The following is a 14,880-nucleotide window of genomic DNA, read 5'->3' as shown; positions in this document are numbered from 1 at the left end:
ATGAACACGGCGACCCCGCGCGCCCCCGAAACCACGCGCATGTATCAGGAGGCGCGCGAAGCCGGCGCCGCAATCGCGCGCCAGCTCGACGCCAACGCGAGCCTGGTGCGCAGCCTGGCCGCCGCGCTGCGCGCCGAACCGCCGCGCCTGATCGCGACCGGCGCGCGCGGCAGCTCCGACTGCGCGGCGACGTTCGCCAAGTACCTGTTCGAGACGCGCCTCGGCGTGACCACGACCTCGGCCGCGCCGTCGGTGCAGTCGGTCTACGCGGCGCAGCCGGATCTCGACGGCGCCCTGTTCGTCGCGATCTCCCAGTCCGGTCGCAGCCCGGACCTGCTCAGGCAGGCCGAGGCGGCCAAGCGCGCCGGCGCGCGCGTGGTCGCATTGGTCAACGTCGAGGATTCGCCGCTGGCCGACGCGGCGGACTTCCTGCTGCCGCTGCGCGCCGGCCCCGAGCGCAGCGTGGCCGCGACCAAGAGCTTTCTCTGCTCGCTCGCCGCACTGCTGCACCTGACGGCGGAATGGAAGCAGGACGACGCGCTGCGCACCGCGCTCGCCGGCGTGCCGGCCGCGCTCGACGCCGCCTGGCCGCTGGACTGGTCGCCGCTGGTCGACGGTCTCGCCGGCGCGCAGAACCTGTTCGTGGTCGGCCGCGGCCTCGGTCTCGCCGCCGCGCAGGAGGCCGCGCTGAAGCTCAAGGAAACCTGCGGACTGCACGCCGAGGCATTCAGCTCGGCCGAGGTGCAGCACGGGCCGATGGCGCTGGTCGAGCGCGATTTCCCGGTGCTGTTCTTCACCCAGGACGACGACACGCGCGACGGCACGCTCGAAATCGCGGCGAAATTCCGCGCGCGCGGCGCGCGCGTATGGGTCGCCGGCGGCGACTACGGCGCCACGCTGGCGCTGCCGCCGCGGCTCGATCCGGCCTGCGCGCCGCTGGTCGCCGTGCAGCGCTTCTACGCCGCCGCGAACGAACTCGCGCTGCGCCGCGGACGCGATCCGGACACGCCGCCCCACTTGAACAAGGTCACCGAGACGGTGTGATGAAGACCATCCTGCGCAACGGCCGCATCCTGACCGAGACGGGTTTTCGCGACGATCTCGCCGTGCTCGTCGAAGGCGAGCGCATCGCCGCGCTGCTCGACGCCGGCGACGCGCGCGCGCGCGACGCGAACGCCCACGACCTCGGCGGCCGTACGTTGCTGCCCGGCTTCATCGACGTGCAGGTCAACGGCGGCGGCGACGTGCTGTTCAACGACGCGCCGACGGTGGAGACGATCCGCCGCATCGGCGCCGCGCACCGGCGCTACGGCACCACCGGCTTCCTGCCGACGCTAATCAGCGACGACGTCGAGGTGATGCGCGCGGCGATCGCCGCGGTCGACGCGGCGATCGCCGAGGGCGTGCCCGGCGTGCTCGGCATCCATCTCGAAGGCCCCTACATCGCACCGGAGCGGCGCGGCGCGCACGACGCGGCGAAGTTCCGCGTGCCGGACGCGCGCGAGATCGAGATGGTCTGTTCGCTGCGCAACGGCGTGACCGTGCTGACGCTGGCGCCCGAGCGCGTCGCGCCGGCGCTGGTGCGCGACTTCGCCGCGCGCGGCGTGATCGTCTGCATCGGCCACAGCGCGGCGAGCTACGAGCAGGCGCGCGCCGCGCTCGACGCCGGCGCGCGCGGCTTCACCCACGTATATAACGCTATGTCGCCGCTGCAGGGCCGCGCACCGGGCGTGGTCGGCGCCGCGCTGGAGGATTGCGCGAGCTGGTGCGGCGTGATCGCCGACGGTCATCATGTGCATCCCGCCGCGCTGCGCGTCGCGCTGGCGGCCAAGCCGCGCGGCAAGCTGCTGCTGGTCACCGACGCGATGCCGCCGGTCGGCGGCGTCAGCGGCAGCTACGCGCTGGCCGGCGAAACCGTCACCTGTCGGGGCGGCCGCTGCGAGACCGCCGACGGCGTGCTCGCCGGTTCCGCGCTGGACATGGCCGGCGCCGTGCGCAACGCGGTGGCCATGCTCGGCGTCGGCCTCGACGAGGCCGCGCGCATGGCCTCGACGTATCCGGCCGACTTCCTCGGCCTCTCGCGCTCGCACGGACGCATCGCCGCGGGCATGCGCGCCGACCTGGTCGAACTCGACGCGGCACTCGACGTCCGTCGCAGCTGGATCGGTGGCGTCGCTTCGGCGTGACGCGGGCGGTTTAAGCTTGGCCTAAGCCGGAGCCGCTACGCTGCCGGCCGTTCCTCTGGTGCGGGCCATGCACGTACTCGTAGTCGAAGATGACGAACTGCTCGGCGCCGGCATGCGCGATGCGCTCGCGCGCTGGTCGCACACCTGCGTGTGGGTGCGCGACGGCGCGGCCGCGCTGGCGGCGGCGCAGGACGGCGCGTTCGATCTGCTCGTGCTCGATCTCGGCCTGCCGAAGATCGACGGGCTCGACGTGCTGAAGACCTTGCGCCGACGCAAGCTCGGCCTGCCGGTGCTGGTGGTGACCGCGCGCGACGCGCTGCCGCAGCGCATCGAAGGGCTCGACGCCGGCGCCGACGACTACCTGATCAAGCCGTTCCACCTGGACGAACTCGCCGCGCGCCTGCGCGCGCTGCACCGGCGTGCGCACGGCCTGGCCGAGGAGCGCGTCGAAGCCGGCGCGCTCAACCTCGACCTGCGTACGCGCGAGGCGAACTACGCCGGCCGCTCGCTGGAGCTGTCGCGCACCGAATTCCTGCTGCTGCGTGCGCTGGCCGAGCGCGCCGGGCGCGTGGTGCTGCGCGAGACGCTGGAGCGCGCCGTCTACGGCGACGAGGGCGTGGAGAGCAACGCGCTCGAAGTGCACGTGCACGCGCTGCGTCGCAAGCTCGCACCGGAGGCGATCCGTACGGTGCGCGGTCTCGGTTATCTCCTGGCGAAGGAATCGTGATGTTCTCGCTGAAGGCGCGCATCACCGCGCTCGTGCTCGGTTGTCTCGCCGCGGTGCTGCTGCCGCTGGTCGCGCTGAGTTACCGCTTCACGATGGAGGAAGTCGACGAACTCGGCGACGCGCGCCTGGCGCAGAACGCGCGCACGATCGGCGCCCTGGTCAGCGACGCCGGCGCGCAGGCGCTGGCGGCGAACGCGCCGCTGCAGGTCGACGTCTGGCGCCGCGCGCACGGCAAGCAGCCGCTGACCGTGCGCGGCCATCCCTACGAGATGCAGATCGGCTTCCAGTACTGGGACGGCGCGAACCGGCTGCTGCTCAATTCCGACAACCTCGCCGAGGTGCCGCTCGACGCCGCGCCGGCCGGCTTCGCCGACATCCAGGTCAAGGGGCGCCATTGGCGCGTGTTCACGCTGCTCGGCGAGAACCAGCACTGGGTGCGCGTCGGCGAACGCTACGACAGCCGTCGCGAGATCGCCCGTGCGCTCGCGGTCGAGGCGATCGCACCGCTGCTGATCGGCGTGCCGCTGCTGGCGCTGCTGCTCGGCTGGGCGGTGCGGCGCGGCCTGGCTCCACTGCACGTGCTCGCCGAACGCGTCGCCGCGCGACGGCCGGACCAGAACGAACCGATCGGCGGCTCGGCGCTGCCGCGCGAGATCGAGCCGCTGGTGGCGGCCTTGAACGGCCTGTTCGGCCGCGCCGGCGCGCAGCTCCGGCGCGAACGCGAGTTCACCGCCAACGCGGCGCACGAGCTGCGCACGCCGCTGGCCGGCGCGCTGATCCAGGTCGAGAACGCGCAGGCCGCGGCGACGCCGGCCGCGCGCGAGCAATCGCTGCGCCAGGCGGCGCTGGGGCTCGGGCGGCTGAGCCGCCTGGTCAACCAGATGCTGGAACTCGCGCGCTGGGATGCGGCGCAGCCGCCGGCGTTCGAGCGCGTCGATCTCGGCCGCTGCATCGACGAGGAACTCGCCGAACTCGGCGCCGCGGCGGCCGACAAGGATCTGGAGATCGCCGTCGTCGTCGATCCGGCTGCGCGCCACGTCGACGGCTGGGAACCGGGCCTGCGCACCCTGCTGCGCAACCTGCTCGACAACGCGATGCGCCACAGCGAGCGCGGCGGCCGCATCGAGGTGACGCTGGCCGGCGAATCCGGCCGGGCGCGGCTGGCGATCCGCGACCACGGTCCGGGCATCGAGCCGGCGTTGCGTCAGGCGATGCTCGACCGCTTCCGCCGCGGCGACGACCGCCACGGCGGCGGCAGCGGGCTCGGCCTCGCCATCGTCGCGCGAATCGCCGAATTGCACCGGACGCGGCTCGTTCTCGGCGAAGGCGAGGGCGGCGGGTTGCGCGTCGAGGTGGTGTTTCCGGCGGCGTGACGTGCGCGGCGATCCGGGGAGGAACGCTCCACTCCGGCACGCCGACGAGCAGGGCACGGAAAAGCCGGCGCCGGGTGCCGCGCGATGTGTACAGTGCCACAATGTCGCTACACGGGGCCTTTGCGCGTATCCCCTGTTGGCCGGCTGCCGGAAACGCGGCCGACGCTTCCGCTCAATTCCAGAGGATTCGCTGATGAACAGCTCGCTCGCATCACCCCTGCACGCCACCACACTTTCGACGACCGACGTGTTCGCTCCGCTGCGCCGCGCGATGTCCGCCGCCGCGCGGTTCGTCCTGCTGATGACGCAATCGGGCGGCGGCTCGCAGCCGGGCACCCAGCCGGGCACGCCCGCGCCGACCGACGGCGACAAGAAGAACGACAACGGCCAGTCGACCGACGGCACCAAGCCGATGGATCCGCCGACCATGAAGAAAACCGCCGCGCCGGGCCGCCTGCGCGCCGCGCTCGAGGCGTGACGCCGGACTGGCCGACGAGCGGCCGGGCGGCGTAGCCGCCTAGTCGCGCTTCGGCGCCGCCGCGACGCGATCGCCGCCGGCCGCGTATTCGCGCCGCGCGGTCGGGTACAGATCGCGCTCGATCGCCGGCAACGCCTGCAAGGCCGTGCGCGCGCCGGCGATCAGCGGCTTGGCCTCGGCCGATCGTCCCGACCGCTGCAGGCACGCGCCGAGCAGAAGGTTCGCCTGTGGTCGCCAGATCGGATTGGCGTTGTCGGCCTTGTCCATCTCCTGCGCAGCCGCGTGCAGCAACGGCGTCGCCTCGTCGCAGCGCCCGGCGCCGACCAGGAAGTCGGCGAACGGGATCTTCCAGCCGTAGCTGCCGAAGCCGCCGGTCGCGGCCAGCCGTTCGACCAGAGCGACGCTTTCGCGATAGTGCGCTTCGGCCTTGTCCGATTCGCCGCCGAAGAACTCGGCCAGCGCGAGTTCGCGCAGGACCAGCGCGTAGGGCCGCGACTGCTCGCCGGTCAGTTCGCGCTGCAACTCCAGCGCGCGCCGCGCGACCTCCATCGCCTCGCTGCCCTTGCCCTGCTGTTCCAGCGTGCGCGCGAGGTGCTGCAGGTTCTTGACGTTGGCGCCGCTGCCGGCGTCGCCGCGGAACTTGGTCGTCAGTTCGCGCTGCAAGGCTTCCGCTTCGGAGAAGCGTCCGGCGTAGTAGAGGCTGGTGGCGAGGTTGTCCTCGGTCACCAGCGTGTCGGGATGGTCGGCGCCGAGCGCGCGCCGATGTCGCTGCGCCACCTCGCCGAACAGCGTCACGGCGTCGTCGTAGGCGCGCCGGTCCACGCGCAGGATGGCGAGCAGATTCAAGGTGTCGCTGATCTTGCGGTGGCTTTCGTCGAGGCTGCCGCGCAGGATCGCCAGCGCGCGCTGCGCCGAGGCTTCGGAGGCGTCGAGGTCGCGCCGGCTCTCGAGCACGGAGGCGAGTTCGAGCTCGGTGAAGCCGACCAGCGGGTGCGCGTCGCCGTAGACCTTCCGGCGAATCGCCAGCGCGCGGCGCAGCACGTCCTCGGCCTCGACGTACTTGCCGGCGGTGGTCAGGATCACGCCGAGGTTGTGCAGCGAGGAGGCGACGTCCGGATTGTCCGCGCCGAGCTGGCGCTCGCGGATCGCCAGCGCGCGCCGGTACATCGCCTCGGCGTCGACCGGCTTGCCGATGTTCTGCAGGTTCGTCGCGTAGTCGTCCAGGCTGCGCGCGGTTTCGACCGCGCCGGCGCCGTAGCGCCGCTCGGCGCGATCGAGCGCCTCGCGGAACGGCTCGTCGGCAGCCTCGAATTCGCCGCGGTCCTGCAGCAGATTGCCGAGGTGGCCGAGGCTTTCGATCACCGCCGGATCGTCCTTCGACAGGTGTTCGCGCCGCGTCGCCAGTGCGCCGCGCAGCAGGGGTTCGGCGGCGTCGTAGTTCGCCGTGAAGGCGTGGATCTGGCCGAGGCCGTCCATGCTCTCGGCGACGGCGAGGTCGTCGGCGGAGAGGTGTTCGCGGCGCAGCGCGAGGGCCTGTTCGGCCAGCGGCAGCGCGCGATCGTACAGGCCGAGCGAGGCGTAGCTGGTGGCGATCGCGTGCAGGAAGCGCGCGCGCAGCAGCGGATTGGCCAGACGTGGCTGGTCGAGCTGGGCCGCGCCCTGATCGAGCAGGTCCTTGGCGCTGACGATCGCGCCGCGCGTGTGCGTCGGATCGGACGCCGCGAACAGGCCGACCAGGAAGCCGGCGACCTCGCTCGACGCGCGCGCCTCGGCCGCCTTCTCGCGCGCCTGCCAGGCGGCGACCGCGATCGCCGCGCTCAGCGCGAGCACGGCGAGCGCGGTCATCGTCGTCGCCAGCCAGTGCCGCGCGACGAACTTGCGCGCGCGGTACAGGTTGCTGTCGCGATGCGCCGCGATCGGCAGGCCGGCGAGGAAGCGCTTGAGGTCCTCGGCCAGCGCGTCGACGGTCGCGTAGCGCCGATCGGGTTCGCGCTTGAGTGCCTTCAGCACGATCGTGTCGAGATCGCCGCGCAGGCGCTGCGGCGGCACCGGCGCGTCGGCGGCGCGCAGGTGGCTCGGCGCGACCGGGCCGGTCGAGTCGAGCACCTGGCGCAATTGCTCCAGGCTCGGCTCGTCATGCAGGCGGAACGGACGATGTCCGGTCAGGAGTTCGTACAGCAGGCAGCCGAGCGCGTAGACGTCGGTGGCGGTGGTCAGCGGCTCGCCGCGGATCTGCTCCGGCGCGGCGTAGGCCGGCGTCAGCGGACGGTTGCTGGTCTGCGTGGCGGCGGCGCCTTCGCTGCCGAGCAGCTTGGCGATGCCGAAGTCGAGCAGCTTGACGTCGCCGTTCGCACCGACCAGCACGTTCGACGGCTTCAGGTCGCTGTGCACGACCAGCTGGCGATGGGCGAACTGCACCGCCGCACAGACGCCGAAGAACAGGCGCAGGCGCTCGGCCAGATCGCTGCCGTGCTCGGCGCAGTACTGCGAGATCGGCACGCCGTCGACGTACTCCATGACGAAGTACGGACGGCCGTCGGGGATCAGGCCGCCGTCGAGCAGGCGCGCGATGTTGCGATGTTCGAGCCGCGCCAGGATCTGCCGCTCGCGCAGGAAGCGCGCGAGCACGGCGTCGCTGTCCATGCCGCGCTTGATCAGCTTCAGCGCGGCGAGCTGCTCGAACTGGCCGTCGGCGCGCTCGACCAGGAACACCAGGCCCATGCCGCCGCGGCCGAGTTCGCGCACGACGCGCCACGGACCGATCGTGTGGCCATCGAACGAGGCGGGGGTCCTGTCGGAGCTGTTCCACTCGACCCAGTCGGCCGCGGCGCTGCCGCGCAGATCCTGCGCGTGGCGATCGAAGGTGTCGCCGGTCGCGTCGGCGGCGAGCATCGCCTCGACCTCGCGGCGCAACTCGGCGTCGCCGGCGCATTCGTGTTCGAGCAGGGCGGCGCGGCCGGCCGGAGCCAGCTCGACCGCTCGTTCAAAGATCGCGGTGATCCGTCGCCAGCGTGCGCTGTCCATCGCTTCGTCCGCTCGTGAGTCCCAATTGCTGTACCAGGAACGCCCGCGCGGCGCGCCAGCGCCGGAACACGGTGCGCACGTTGACGCCCTGCAGCTCGGCGACGTCGTCCAGGCCGATGCCGCCGAACACGTGCCATTCGACGATCTGGCCCATGCTCTCGTCGAGCGCCGACAGTTGCGCCAGCGCGGCGTCGAGGGCGAGCACTTCGAACAGGTCGCCGCCGGGGTCGGACTGGTTCACGTCCAGGGTGGTCAGGGCGAGATCGCCGCCGCGCTTCTGGCGGCCGCGGTTGCGCGCGTGGTCGACCAGCACCTGGCGCATCGCGCGCGCGGCCAGCGACAGGAAATGCGCGCGCGAGTACCCCTTCGCCTCGCGCGAGGCGGCGAGCTTGAGCCAGGTTTCGTTGATCAGCGCGGTGGTGTCGAGCGTGGCCGGATTGCCGGCCTGACGACGCCGGCTGCGCGCGATGCGGCGCAGCTCTTCGTAGACGAGCGCGAACAACTGATCGGCCTGCTGAGGGCCGGTCTCGCTCGCCGGTGTTTCGGCCATGATCTCGCCCCGCGACGCATACGCGATCCGAAGTCGCGCGGCGAGACTATAGGCGCGCGGCGCAGGCGCGACAAGCGCCCTGCGCCGCGTGCGCATCCGGCGCCGCGCGAGGCGGGCGCCGGATGCGGGTGCCTTCGGCGGAGGCTTACTTCGCCTCCTTCTCCATCAGCTTGTCGACCAGGTTGGCCGGCACTTCGGCGTAGTGATCGAACGTCATCGAGAAGTTGCCGCGGCCGCTGGTGGCCGAACGCAGGAAGTTGATGTAGCCGAACATCTCCGCCAGCGGCACGAAGCCCTTCACGAACGCCTGCGGACCGCGCTGGCCCTGCTCGCTCACCGAGCCGCGGCGACGGTTCATGTCGCCGATGATGTCGCCGAGATAGTCCGGCTCGGTGACCACTTCCAGGCTCATGACCGGCTCGAGCAGCTTCGGCCGGCTCATCTTGTGCGCTTCGCGGAACGCCTGCTTGCCGGCGATTTCGAACGCCAGCGCGGACGAGTCGACGTCGTGGTACTTGCCGTCGATCAGGCGCGCGGTGAAGTCGACCACCTCGTAGCCGGCGATCTGGCCCTGCTGCGACTCGCTCTTGATCGCGAACTCGACCGCCGGGATGTATTCGCGCGGGATGCGGCCGCCGACGATCTCGTCGACGAACTGCACGCCCGAACCGGGCTCGCCCGGCTCGAAGATCATCTTCACTTCGGCGAACTGGCCCGAACCGCCGGACTGCTTCTTGTGCGTGTAGGTGTGCTCGACGCGGCCGCCGAACGCCTCGCGGAAGCTGACCTTCGGCTTGCCCATGTTCGCTTCCACACCGAGCTCGGTGCGCATGCGGTCGATGGTGATTTCCAGGTGCAGCTCGCCCATGCCCTTGAGCACGGTCTCGCCGGTTTCCTTGTCGACTTCGAGCCTCAGCGACGGATCGGCCTTGACCATCTTGTAGAGCGCGGTCGACATCTTGTCGATGTCGTTGCGCGACTTCGGCTCGACCGAGACGCTGATCACCGGGTCGGGGAAGCGCATGCGCTCCAGCAGCACCGGCGAGGCCGGATCGCACAAGGTGTCGCCGGTCTCGGTTTCCTTCATCGAGACGAACGCGCAGATGTCGCCGGCGCGGACTTCGTCGATTTCCTTGGTCGCGTTCGCCTGCACCTCGACGATGCGGCCGATGCGCTCTTTCTTGCCGCGGGTCGCGTTGAGCAGGGTGTCGCCCTTCTTGATCACGCCGGAGTAGATGCGCGTGAAGGTGAGCGTGCCGAACTGGTCGTTGATGACCTTGAACGCCAGCGCGCGCGCCGGTGCGTCGTCCTTCACTTCCTGCTCGCCGACGACGTTGCCGTCCTCGTCGACCATCGAGATGCCGCCGTTCTCGCCCGGGTACGGCATGTAGTCGACCACGCCGTCGAGCAGGTGCTGCACGCCCTTGTTGCGGTAGGACGAGCCGCAGAACACCGGCACCAGCTTGCCGGCCACGCAACCCTTGCGGATGCAGGCCTTGAGCGTTTCCAGCGAGGGCGTCTCGCCGCCGAGGTAGGCTTCCATCGCCGCGTCGTCGAACTCGACCGCGGACTCGATGCTCGCCTCGCGCAGCGACAGCAGGTTGGCGACCCACTCCTTGTCGGCGGTGGTGGTGAACGCCTGCACCTTCGGATGGTTGGCGACCTGGTCGAGCGGGATCGTCTCCCACTTGCTGTCCTTGTCGTCGCCGAGCCAGATGTAGCCGCAGTTGGCGATCAGGTCGGCGATGCCGATGAAGTCGTCGTGGCTGCCGAGCGGCACTTCGCAGATGACCGCGTTCGCGCCGAGGCGGTTGCGGATGCCGTCGACGGCGTTCTTGAAGTTCGCGCCGATGCGGTCCATCTTGTTGATGTAGCACATGCGCGGAACGTTGTACTGGTCGGCCAGGCGCCAGTTCGTCTCGGTCTGCGGCTCCACGCCGGCGACGCCGTCGAACACCACGACCGCGCCGTCGAGCACGCGCAGGCTGCGGTTCACCTCGATGGTGAAGTCGACGTGCCCGGGCGTGTCGATGACGTTGATCTGGTAGCCCTTCCACTCGGCCGAGACCGCGGCCGACTGGATCGTGATGCCGCGCTTGCGCTCCTGCTCCATGTAGTCGGTCGTGGTCGAGCCCTTGCCGTCCTTGGTGTCGTGCACGTCGACGATCTGGTGCTTCTTGCCGGTGTAGTAGAGGATGCGCTCGGTCGTCGTGGTCTTGCCGGCGTCGATGTGCGCGATGATGCCGATGTTGCGATAGAGCTTGAGTTCCTTCTGCCTGGCCATGATGTCGTCTCTCGTGTCTGATTGAACCGGTCGGCGCATCGCCGCTAGCGACGTGCCGCTTGATGGGAAAGCCCGAAGATTGCTGTTACGTGACCCCACGCGACGCCGCCGCTGACAGCGACGTTCCGCGCGGGGTCCGGAGGTATGGGCCCGCTCGGATTCGAACCGAGGACCAAGGGATTATGAGTCCCCTGCACTGACCGCTGTGCTACAGGCCCGCAATCGCGATCGGCGATTTTAGCAGGCCGGCGGCCGTTCGCGGTCGGCGCGGGGTCTTCCCCCCGCCCCGGCCCCCGACGGCGCCTACTCCAGGTCGAGGAACGAGCGCAGCTGCTCCGAGCGGCTCGGGTGGCGCAGCTTGCGCAGCGCCTTGGCCTCGATCTGGCGGATGCGCTCGCGCGTGACGTCGAACTGCTTGCCGACCTCCTCCAGCGTGTGGTCGGTGTTCATGTCGATGCCGAAGCGCATGCGCAGCACCTTGGCCTCGCGCGGGGTCAGCCCGGCGAGCACGTCGCGGACGGTCTCCATCAGGCCGATGTTGGTGGACGAATCGACCGGCGAGACGATCGTGGAGTCCTCGATGAAGTCGCCGAGGTGCGAATCCTCGTCGTCGCCGATCGGCGTTTCCATCGAGATCGGCTCCTTGGCGATCTTCAGCACCTTGCGGATCTTGTCCTCGGGCATCTCCATCTTGATCGCCAGCTCGTCCGGAGTCGGCTCGCGGCCCATCTCCTGCAGCATCTGGCGGCTGATGCGGTTGAGCTTGTTGATCGTCTCGATCATGTGCACCGGGATGCGGATGGTGCGCGCCTGGTCGGCGATCGAGCGGGTGATGGCCTGGCGGATCCACCAGGTCGCGTAGGTCGAGAACTTGTAGCCGCGGCGGTATTCGAACTTGTCGACCGCCTTCATCAGGCCAATGTTGCCCTCCTGGATCAGGTCCAGGAACTGCAGGCCGCGGTTGGTGTACTTCTTCGCGATCGAGATCACCAGGCGCAGGTTCGCCTCGACCATTTCCTTCTTCGCGCGGCGCGCCTTGGCCTCGCCGATCGACATCGCGCGGTTGATTTCCTTGATGTCGGAGACGCCGAGGTAGAGCGCGGTCTCGATCGAGATCAGCTTCTCCTGCTCGGCGACGATCGCGTCGCGCTGCGTCTTCACCGCCGGCGACCACTTCTGGCGCTTGCGCGCCAGCTCGTCGGCCCACTCGACGTTGGTCTCGTTGGACGGGAACAGCTTGAGGAAATCCTTGCGCGGCATGCGCGCGTGCTTGATGCACAGGTCGCCGATCACGCGCTCGTGGTGGCGGATGTTGTTGACCACGTCGCGCAGCTTCTTGACGAAGCTGTCGATCATGATCGCCGGCAGCTTGAGCTTGAGGAACGCCTCGGCCATCTCGTCGCGCAGCTTCTGCGACTTGCGGTCGGCCGCGCCGTACTTGTCGGCGGTCTTCTGGAACTTGGCGTAGAGCTGGCGCAGATCGTCCATGCGGCGCGCGACCTCGGCCAGGTCGAGCCCGGAATCGCCGGGGCCGGCCTCCTCGCCCTCGCCGTCGGCGTCGTCCTCTTCCTCCTCGGCCGCGCCGTCGCCGTCGGCGGCGTTCTCGGCGATCACCACTTCCGGCTGTTCCTGGTCGGCGAAGCCGGCCAGCACTTCGGACAGGCGCTTCTTGCCCTCGGTGTGCTGGTCGTATTCCTCGATCAGGAGCTGGATCGACCACGGAAAGCTCGCCAGCGCGGTCTGCACCTGGTTCAGGCCTTCCTCGATGCGCTTGGCGATCGCGATTTCGCCCTCGCGGGTGAGCAGCTCGACCGTACCCATCTCGCGCATGTACATGCGCACCGGATCGGTGGTGCGGCCGACCTCGGCGTCGACCGCGCTGAGCACGGCCACGGCTTCCTCGGTGGCGGTGTCGTCGTCGGTGGCGACCGGCGTCTCCGGCAGCATCGTCTCGGTATCGGGTGCGACTTCGTGCACCTCGATGCCCATGTCGTTGATCATGCCGATGATGTCTTCGATCTGCTCCGGATCGACGATGTCGTCGGGCAGGTGATCGTTGACTTCGGCATAGGTCAGGTAGCCCTGCTCCTTGCCCTTGATGATCAGGGTCTTGATCTCGGACTGCTGCTCCTGATTGTGTTCGGCGGCCATGTGGGTTCCGGTAGCTCTGTACGGCAAAGGAAAGAAAGTATAGGAGCCGCGTCAAGGTCGGCTTAAGCTATTGATGCGCTTTGAATACGTGATTCGGGCAGCGCGCCTGTCGCGGCGCCACCAATCGTTGCAGTTGCAAGCATCGGAGACGGACGCGGCGTCCGTGTCGCCGCCGTACGGTCAGTTCGCCTCGAGGCGGAACGTCACCGGTCCATCGTTGACGAGATGCACCTGCATATGGGCACCGAAGCGCCCGGTTTCCACCCCCGCATGGCGCGCGCGCGCCAGTTCCACCAGCCGGTCGAACCAGCGCTCGGCGTCGGCCGGCGCGGCCGCGGTGGAGAAGCCCGGCCGCATGCCCGAGCGCGTGTCGGCGGCGAGGGTGAACTGCGACACCAGCAGCAGGCCGCCGCCGATGTCGGTCAGCGAACGGTTCATGCGCCCCTCCGCGTCGGCGAACACGCGGTAGCCGAGCACCCGTTCGAGCAGGCGCTGCGCCTGCGCCTCGCCGTCGCCCGGCTGCACGCCGATCAGCGCGAGCAGGCCGGCGCCGATCGCACCGACGGTGACGCCGTCGACGTCGACGCGCGCTTCGCTGACGCGCTGGATCAGGGCGATCATGCGGGACTCCGGATTCGGGCGCCGCATCCTCGCCGGCGCGGCGCGGCACGGTCAATGCCGCGGTTGCGATGCCGGCAGGCGCGCTCGCCGCGGGCGCGCTCGTTACACTCGCGCCCGTCACGATGCCGCGCCCCACATGAAGCCGCCGCCCGCCATCCCATCACCCCCTCTCGCTTGGCCGGTCGCGCTGCTCTACGGCAGTCTGCGTCTCGGCGGTCGCCTGCCTCTGCGTCTGCTGCACGTGCTCGGCGCCCTGCTCGGCCGCCTGCTGTGGCACGTCCCGGGTCGCACGCGCCGCATCATCGAGCGCAACCTGTCCCTGGTATTAACGCAAGACGGCACCAAAACCAGACACGCGCGCGGTCGCGAGGCGGCGATCGAGACCGGCAAGTCGTTCTGCGAGATCGCCAAGATCTGGGGCAACGACCCGGCCGACGCGCTCGGCCTGATCCGCGAAACGCGCGGCGAGGCGCTGTTCCGCGACGCGCTCGCCGCCGGCCGCGGCCTGATCGTCGCCGCGCCGCACCTGGGCTGCTGGGAACTGCTGAACTACTGGCTGGCCAGCCAGACGCCACTGGCGATCCTGTATCGCGCGCCACGCCACGATGTCGTCGAGCCGCTGCTGCTGAAGGTGCGCGGCGCGCTGCCGGTCGAGCAGGTGCGCGCCGAGGGCGCCGGCGTGCGCACGCTGTACAAGCGGCTGGCCGCCGGCGGCGTGGTCGGCATCCTGCCGGACCAGCAGCCGCGTGCCGGCGAAGGCGTGCCCGCGCCGCTGTTCGGCGTGCCGGCGGCGACGATGGTGCTGCTGCCGCGCCTGGCTCAGCGCACCGGCGCCTGCGTGCTGTTCAGCTTCATGGAGCGCCTGCCGCGCGGCGCCGGTTACCGCCTGCATTTCCTGCCGGCACCGCCGGAACTGATGGACCCGGACCTCGAACGCGCCTGCGCCGCGCTGAACCGAGGGGTCGAGGGCTGCGTGCAGCTCGCCTTCCCGCAGTACCAGTGGGCCTACAAGCGCTGGCCGACCAAGCTGGTGGACGAGTTGCTCGCCGCCGCCGGACGTCTCTAGCCAGAGCAGGAATACCCGCCCCGCCACCCATACGCGCCTTTCCGCTCACCGCTGACCGCTGACCGCTCACTCCCCGCGCGTCAGCCCGCCGCCTTCAACCGCTTCAAAAACACCCCCATCTCCTTCGCCGCCTGCACGTCGCCGCGCGCCTGCGCGACGGCGATGCCGCGCTCGAACGCGTCGATCGCGCCGCCCGCGTCGCCGCTGTCGGCCAGGGCGCGGCCGAGCAGCTTCCACGCCGCCGAGTAGCTTTCGTCGAAGGCGACCGCCTCGCGCAGCGCGACCGCGGCACCGGCGGCGTCGCCGTTGCCGAGCAGGGCCTGGCCGAGCGAGAAGCGCAGCAGGGCGCCGTCGCGCGGGCCGCCGATCTGCGCACGCAGGCGCGCGATGAAATCCGTCGTCATGCGGCGATCATCGCGC

The 14,880-nt window shown here is 70.3% G+C and carries 12 protein-coding genes and 1 tRNA gene; 6 read left to right on the top strand and 7 right to left on the bottom strand.

From position 1 onward, the window contains the following. The 5 genes from J7520_RS03020 to J7520_RS03000 all read left to right on the top strand — a co-directional run bounded on the left by J7520_RS03020 (position 1) and on the right by J7520_RS03000 (position 4,764). The gene (locus tag J7520_RS03020; protein WP_291183744.1) at positions 1-1,044 is read left to right on the top strand and encodes an SIS domain-containing protein; all 1,044 of its coding nucleotides are present in this window, start codon (positions 1-3) and stop codon (positions 1,042-1,044) included. Then, a complete protein-coding gene (nagA, locus tag J7520_RS03015) occupies positions 1,044-2,186 on the top strand; it encodes an N-acetylglucosamine-6-phosphate deacetylase (protein ID WP_291183741.1) in 1,143 nt (380 codons plus the stop codon). The genes J7520_RS03020 and nagA overlap by 1 nt, the downstream gene beginning before the upstream one ends. Positions 2,187-2,253: 67 nt before the next feature. Next, a complete protein-coding gene (locus tag J7520_RS03010) occupies positions 2,254-2,913 on the top strand; it encodes a response regulator (RefSeq protein WP_291183739.1) in 660 nt (219 codons plus the stop codon). Next, positions 2,913-4,286 (top strand): ATP-binding protein, encoded by a 1,374-nt coding sequence (locus tag J7520_RS03005; RefSeq protein WP_291183736.1) that lies wholly within the window; start codon positions 2,913-2,915, stop codon positions 4,284-4,286. The genes J7520_RS03010 and J7520_RS03005 overlap by 1 nt, the downstream gene beginning before the upstream one ends. Before the next feature lie 193 nt (positions 4,287-4,479). Further along, on the top strand, positions 4,480-4,764 hold the full coding sequence (locus J7520_RS03000; RefSeq protein WP_291183733.1) for a hypothetical protein: 285 nt from the start codon (positions 4,480-4,482) through the stop codon (positions 4,762-4,764). Between the two features lie 39 nt (positions 4,765-4,803). Here J7520_RS03000 and J7520_RS02995 read toward each other — a convergent pair whose 3' ends face one another. From J7520_RS02995 to dtd, 6 genes are all read right to left on the bottom strand, one after another. Next, on the bottom strand, positions 4,804-7,788 hold the full coding sequence (locus tag J7520_RS02995) for a serine/threonine-protein kinase (RefSeq protein WP_291183729.1): 2,985 nt from the start codon (positions 7,786-7,788) through the stop codon (positions 4,804-4,806). Beyond that, the gene (locus J7520_RS02990; RefSeq protein ID WP_291183728.1) at positions 7,748-8,338 is read right to left on the bottom strand and encodes an ECF-type sigma factor; all 591 of its coding nucleotides are present in this window, start codon (positions 8,336-8,338) and stop codon (positions 7,748-7,750) included. Before J7520_RS02990 ends, J7520_RS02995 begins: the two co-directional genes overlap by 41 nt. Before the next feature lie 145 nt (positions 8,339-8,483). Beyond that, positions 8,484-10,622 (bottom strand): elongation factor G, encoded by a 2,139-nt coding sequence (gene fusA / locus J7520_RS02985; RefSeq protein WP_291183724.1) that lies wholly within the window; start codon positions 10,620-10,622, stop codon positions 8,484-8,486. Positions 10,623-10,767: 145 nt separating this feature from the next. After that, a tRNA-Ile gene (locus J7520_RS02980) sits at positions 10,768-10,840 on the bottom strand. 85 nt (positions 10,841-10,925) lie between these two features. Continuing rightward, positions 10,926-12,773 carry an RNA polymerase sigma factor RpoD gene (gene rpoD, locus J7520_RS02975; RefSeq protein WP_291183722.1) on the bottom strand — a complete coding sequence of 616 codons (1,848 nt, stop codon included), beginning with the start codon at positions 12,771-12,773 and terminating at the stop codon, positions 10,926-10,928. A 180-nt stretch (positions 12,774-12,953) separates the two neighbouring features. Further along, positions 12,954-13,394, bottom strand: coding sequence for a D-aminoacyl-tRNA deacylase (gene dtd / locus J7520_RS02970; RefSeq protein ID WP_291183720.1), 441 nt, complete (start codon positions 13,392-13,394; stop codon positions 12,954-12,956). Positions 13,395-13,530: 136 nt separating this feature from the next. Between dtd and J7520_RS02965 the strand changes: the two genes are divergently transcribed. Then, on the top strand, positions 13,531-14,460 hold the full coding sequence (locus tag J7520_RS02965; protein WP_291183717.1) for a lipid A biosynthesis acyltransferase: 930 nt from the start codon (positions 13,531-13,533) through the stop codon (positions 14,458-14,460). An 80-nt stretch (positions 14,461-14,540) separates the two neighbouring features. Here the strand turns inward: J7520_RS02965 and J7520_RS02960 are convergent, their stop codons facing one another. Beyond that, entirely contained in the window at positions 14,541-14,864 is a 324-nt protein-coding gene (locus J7520_RS02960) for a tetratricopeptide repeat protein (RefSeq protein ID WP_291183714.1), read from the bottom strand. Positions 14,865-14,880 lie beyond the last annotated feature (16 nt).

Origin of the sequence: Dokdonella sp. (assembly GCF_017744955.1) — a bacterium.
Lineage (GTDB): Bacteria > Pseudomonadota > Gammaproteobacteria > Xanthomonadales > Rhodanobacteraceae > Dokdonella_A.
Note: the sequence above shows the minus strand (reverse complement) of the source record. Positions and strands in the feature narration are given on the sequence as shown.

Coding starts and splice junctions, on each gene's coding strand:
- J7520_RS03020 (WP_291183744.1), top strand. CDS start 1: ATGAACACGGCGACCCCGCGCGCCCCCGAAACCACGCGCATGTATCAG.
- J7520_RS02995 (WP_291183729.1), bottom strand. CDS start 7,788: ATGGACAGCGCACGCTGGCGACGGATCACCGCGATCTTTGAACGAGCG.
- J7520_RS03005 (WP_291183736.1), top strand. CDS start 2,913: ATGTTCTCGCTGAAGGCGCGCATCACCGCGCTCGTGCTCGGTTGTCTC.
- J7520_RS03010 (WP_291183739.1), top strand. CDS start 2,254: ATGCACGTACTCGTAGTCGAAGATGACGAACTGCTCGGCGCCGGCATG.
- J7520_RS02965 (WP_291183717.1), top strand. CDS start 13,531: ATGAAGCCGCCGCCCGCCATCCCATCACCCCCTCTCGCTTGGCCGGTC.
- dtd (WP_291183720.1), bottom strand. CDS start 13,394: ATGATCGCCCTGATCCAGCGCGTCAGCGAAGCGCGCGTCGACGTCGAC.
- J7520_RS03000 (WP_291183733.1), top strand. CDS start 4,480: ATGAACAGCTCGCTCGCATCACCCCTGCACGCCACCACACTTTCGACG.
- rpoD (WP_291183722.1), bottom strand. CDS start 12,773: ATGGCCGCCGAACACAATCAGGAGCAGCAGTCCGAGATCAAGACCCTG.
- J7520_RS02990 (WP_291183728.1), bottom strand. CDS start 8,338: ATGGCCGAAACACCGGCGAGCGAGACCGGCCCTCAGCAGGCCGATCAG.
- J7520_RS02960 (WP_291183714.1), bottom strand. CDS start 14,864: ATGACGACGGATTTCATCGCGCGCCTGCGTGCGCAGATCGGCGGCCCG.
- nagA (WP_291183741.1), top strand. CDS start 1,044: ATGAAGACCATCCTGCGCAACGGCCGCATCCTGACCGAGACGGGTTTT.
- fusA (WP_291183724.1), bottom strand. CDS start 10,622: ATGGCCAGGCAGAAGGAACTCAAGCTCTATCGCAACATCGGCATCATC.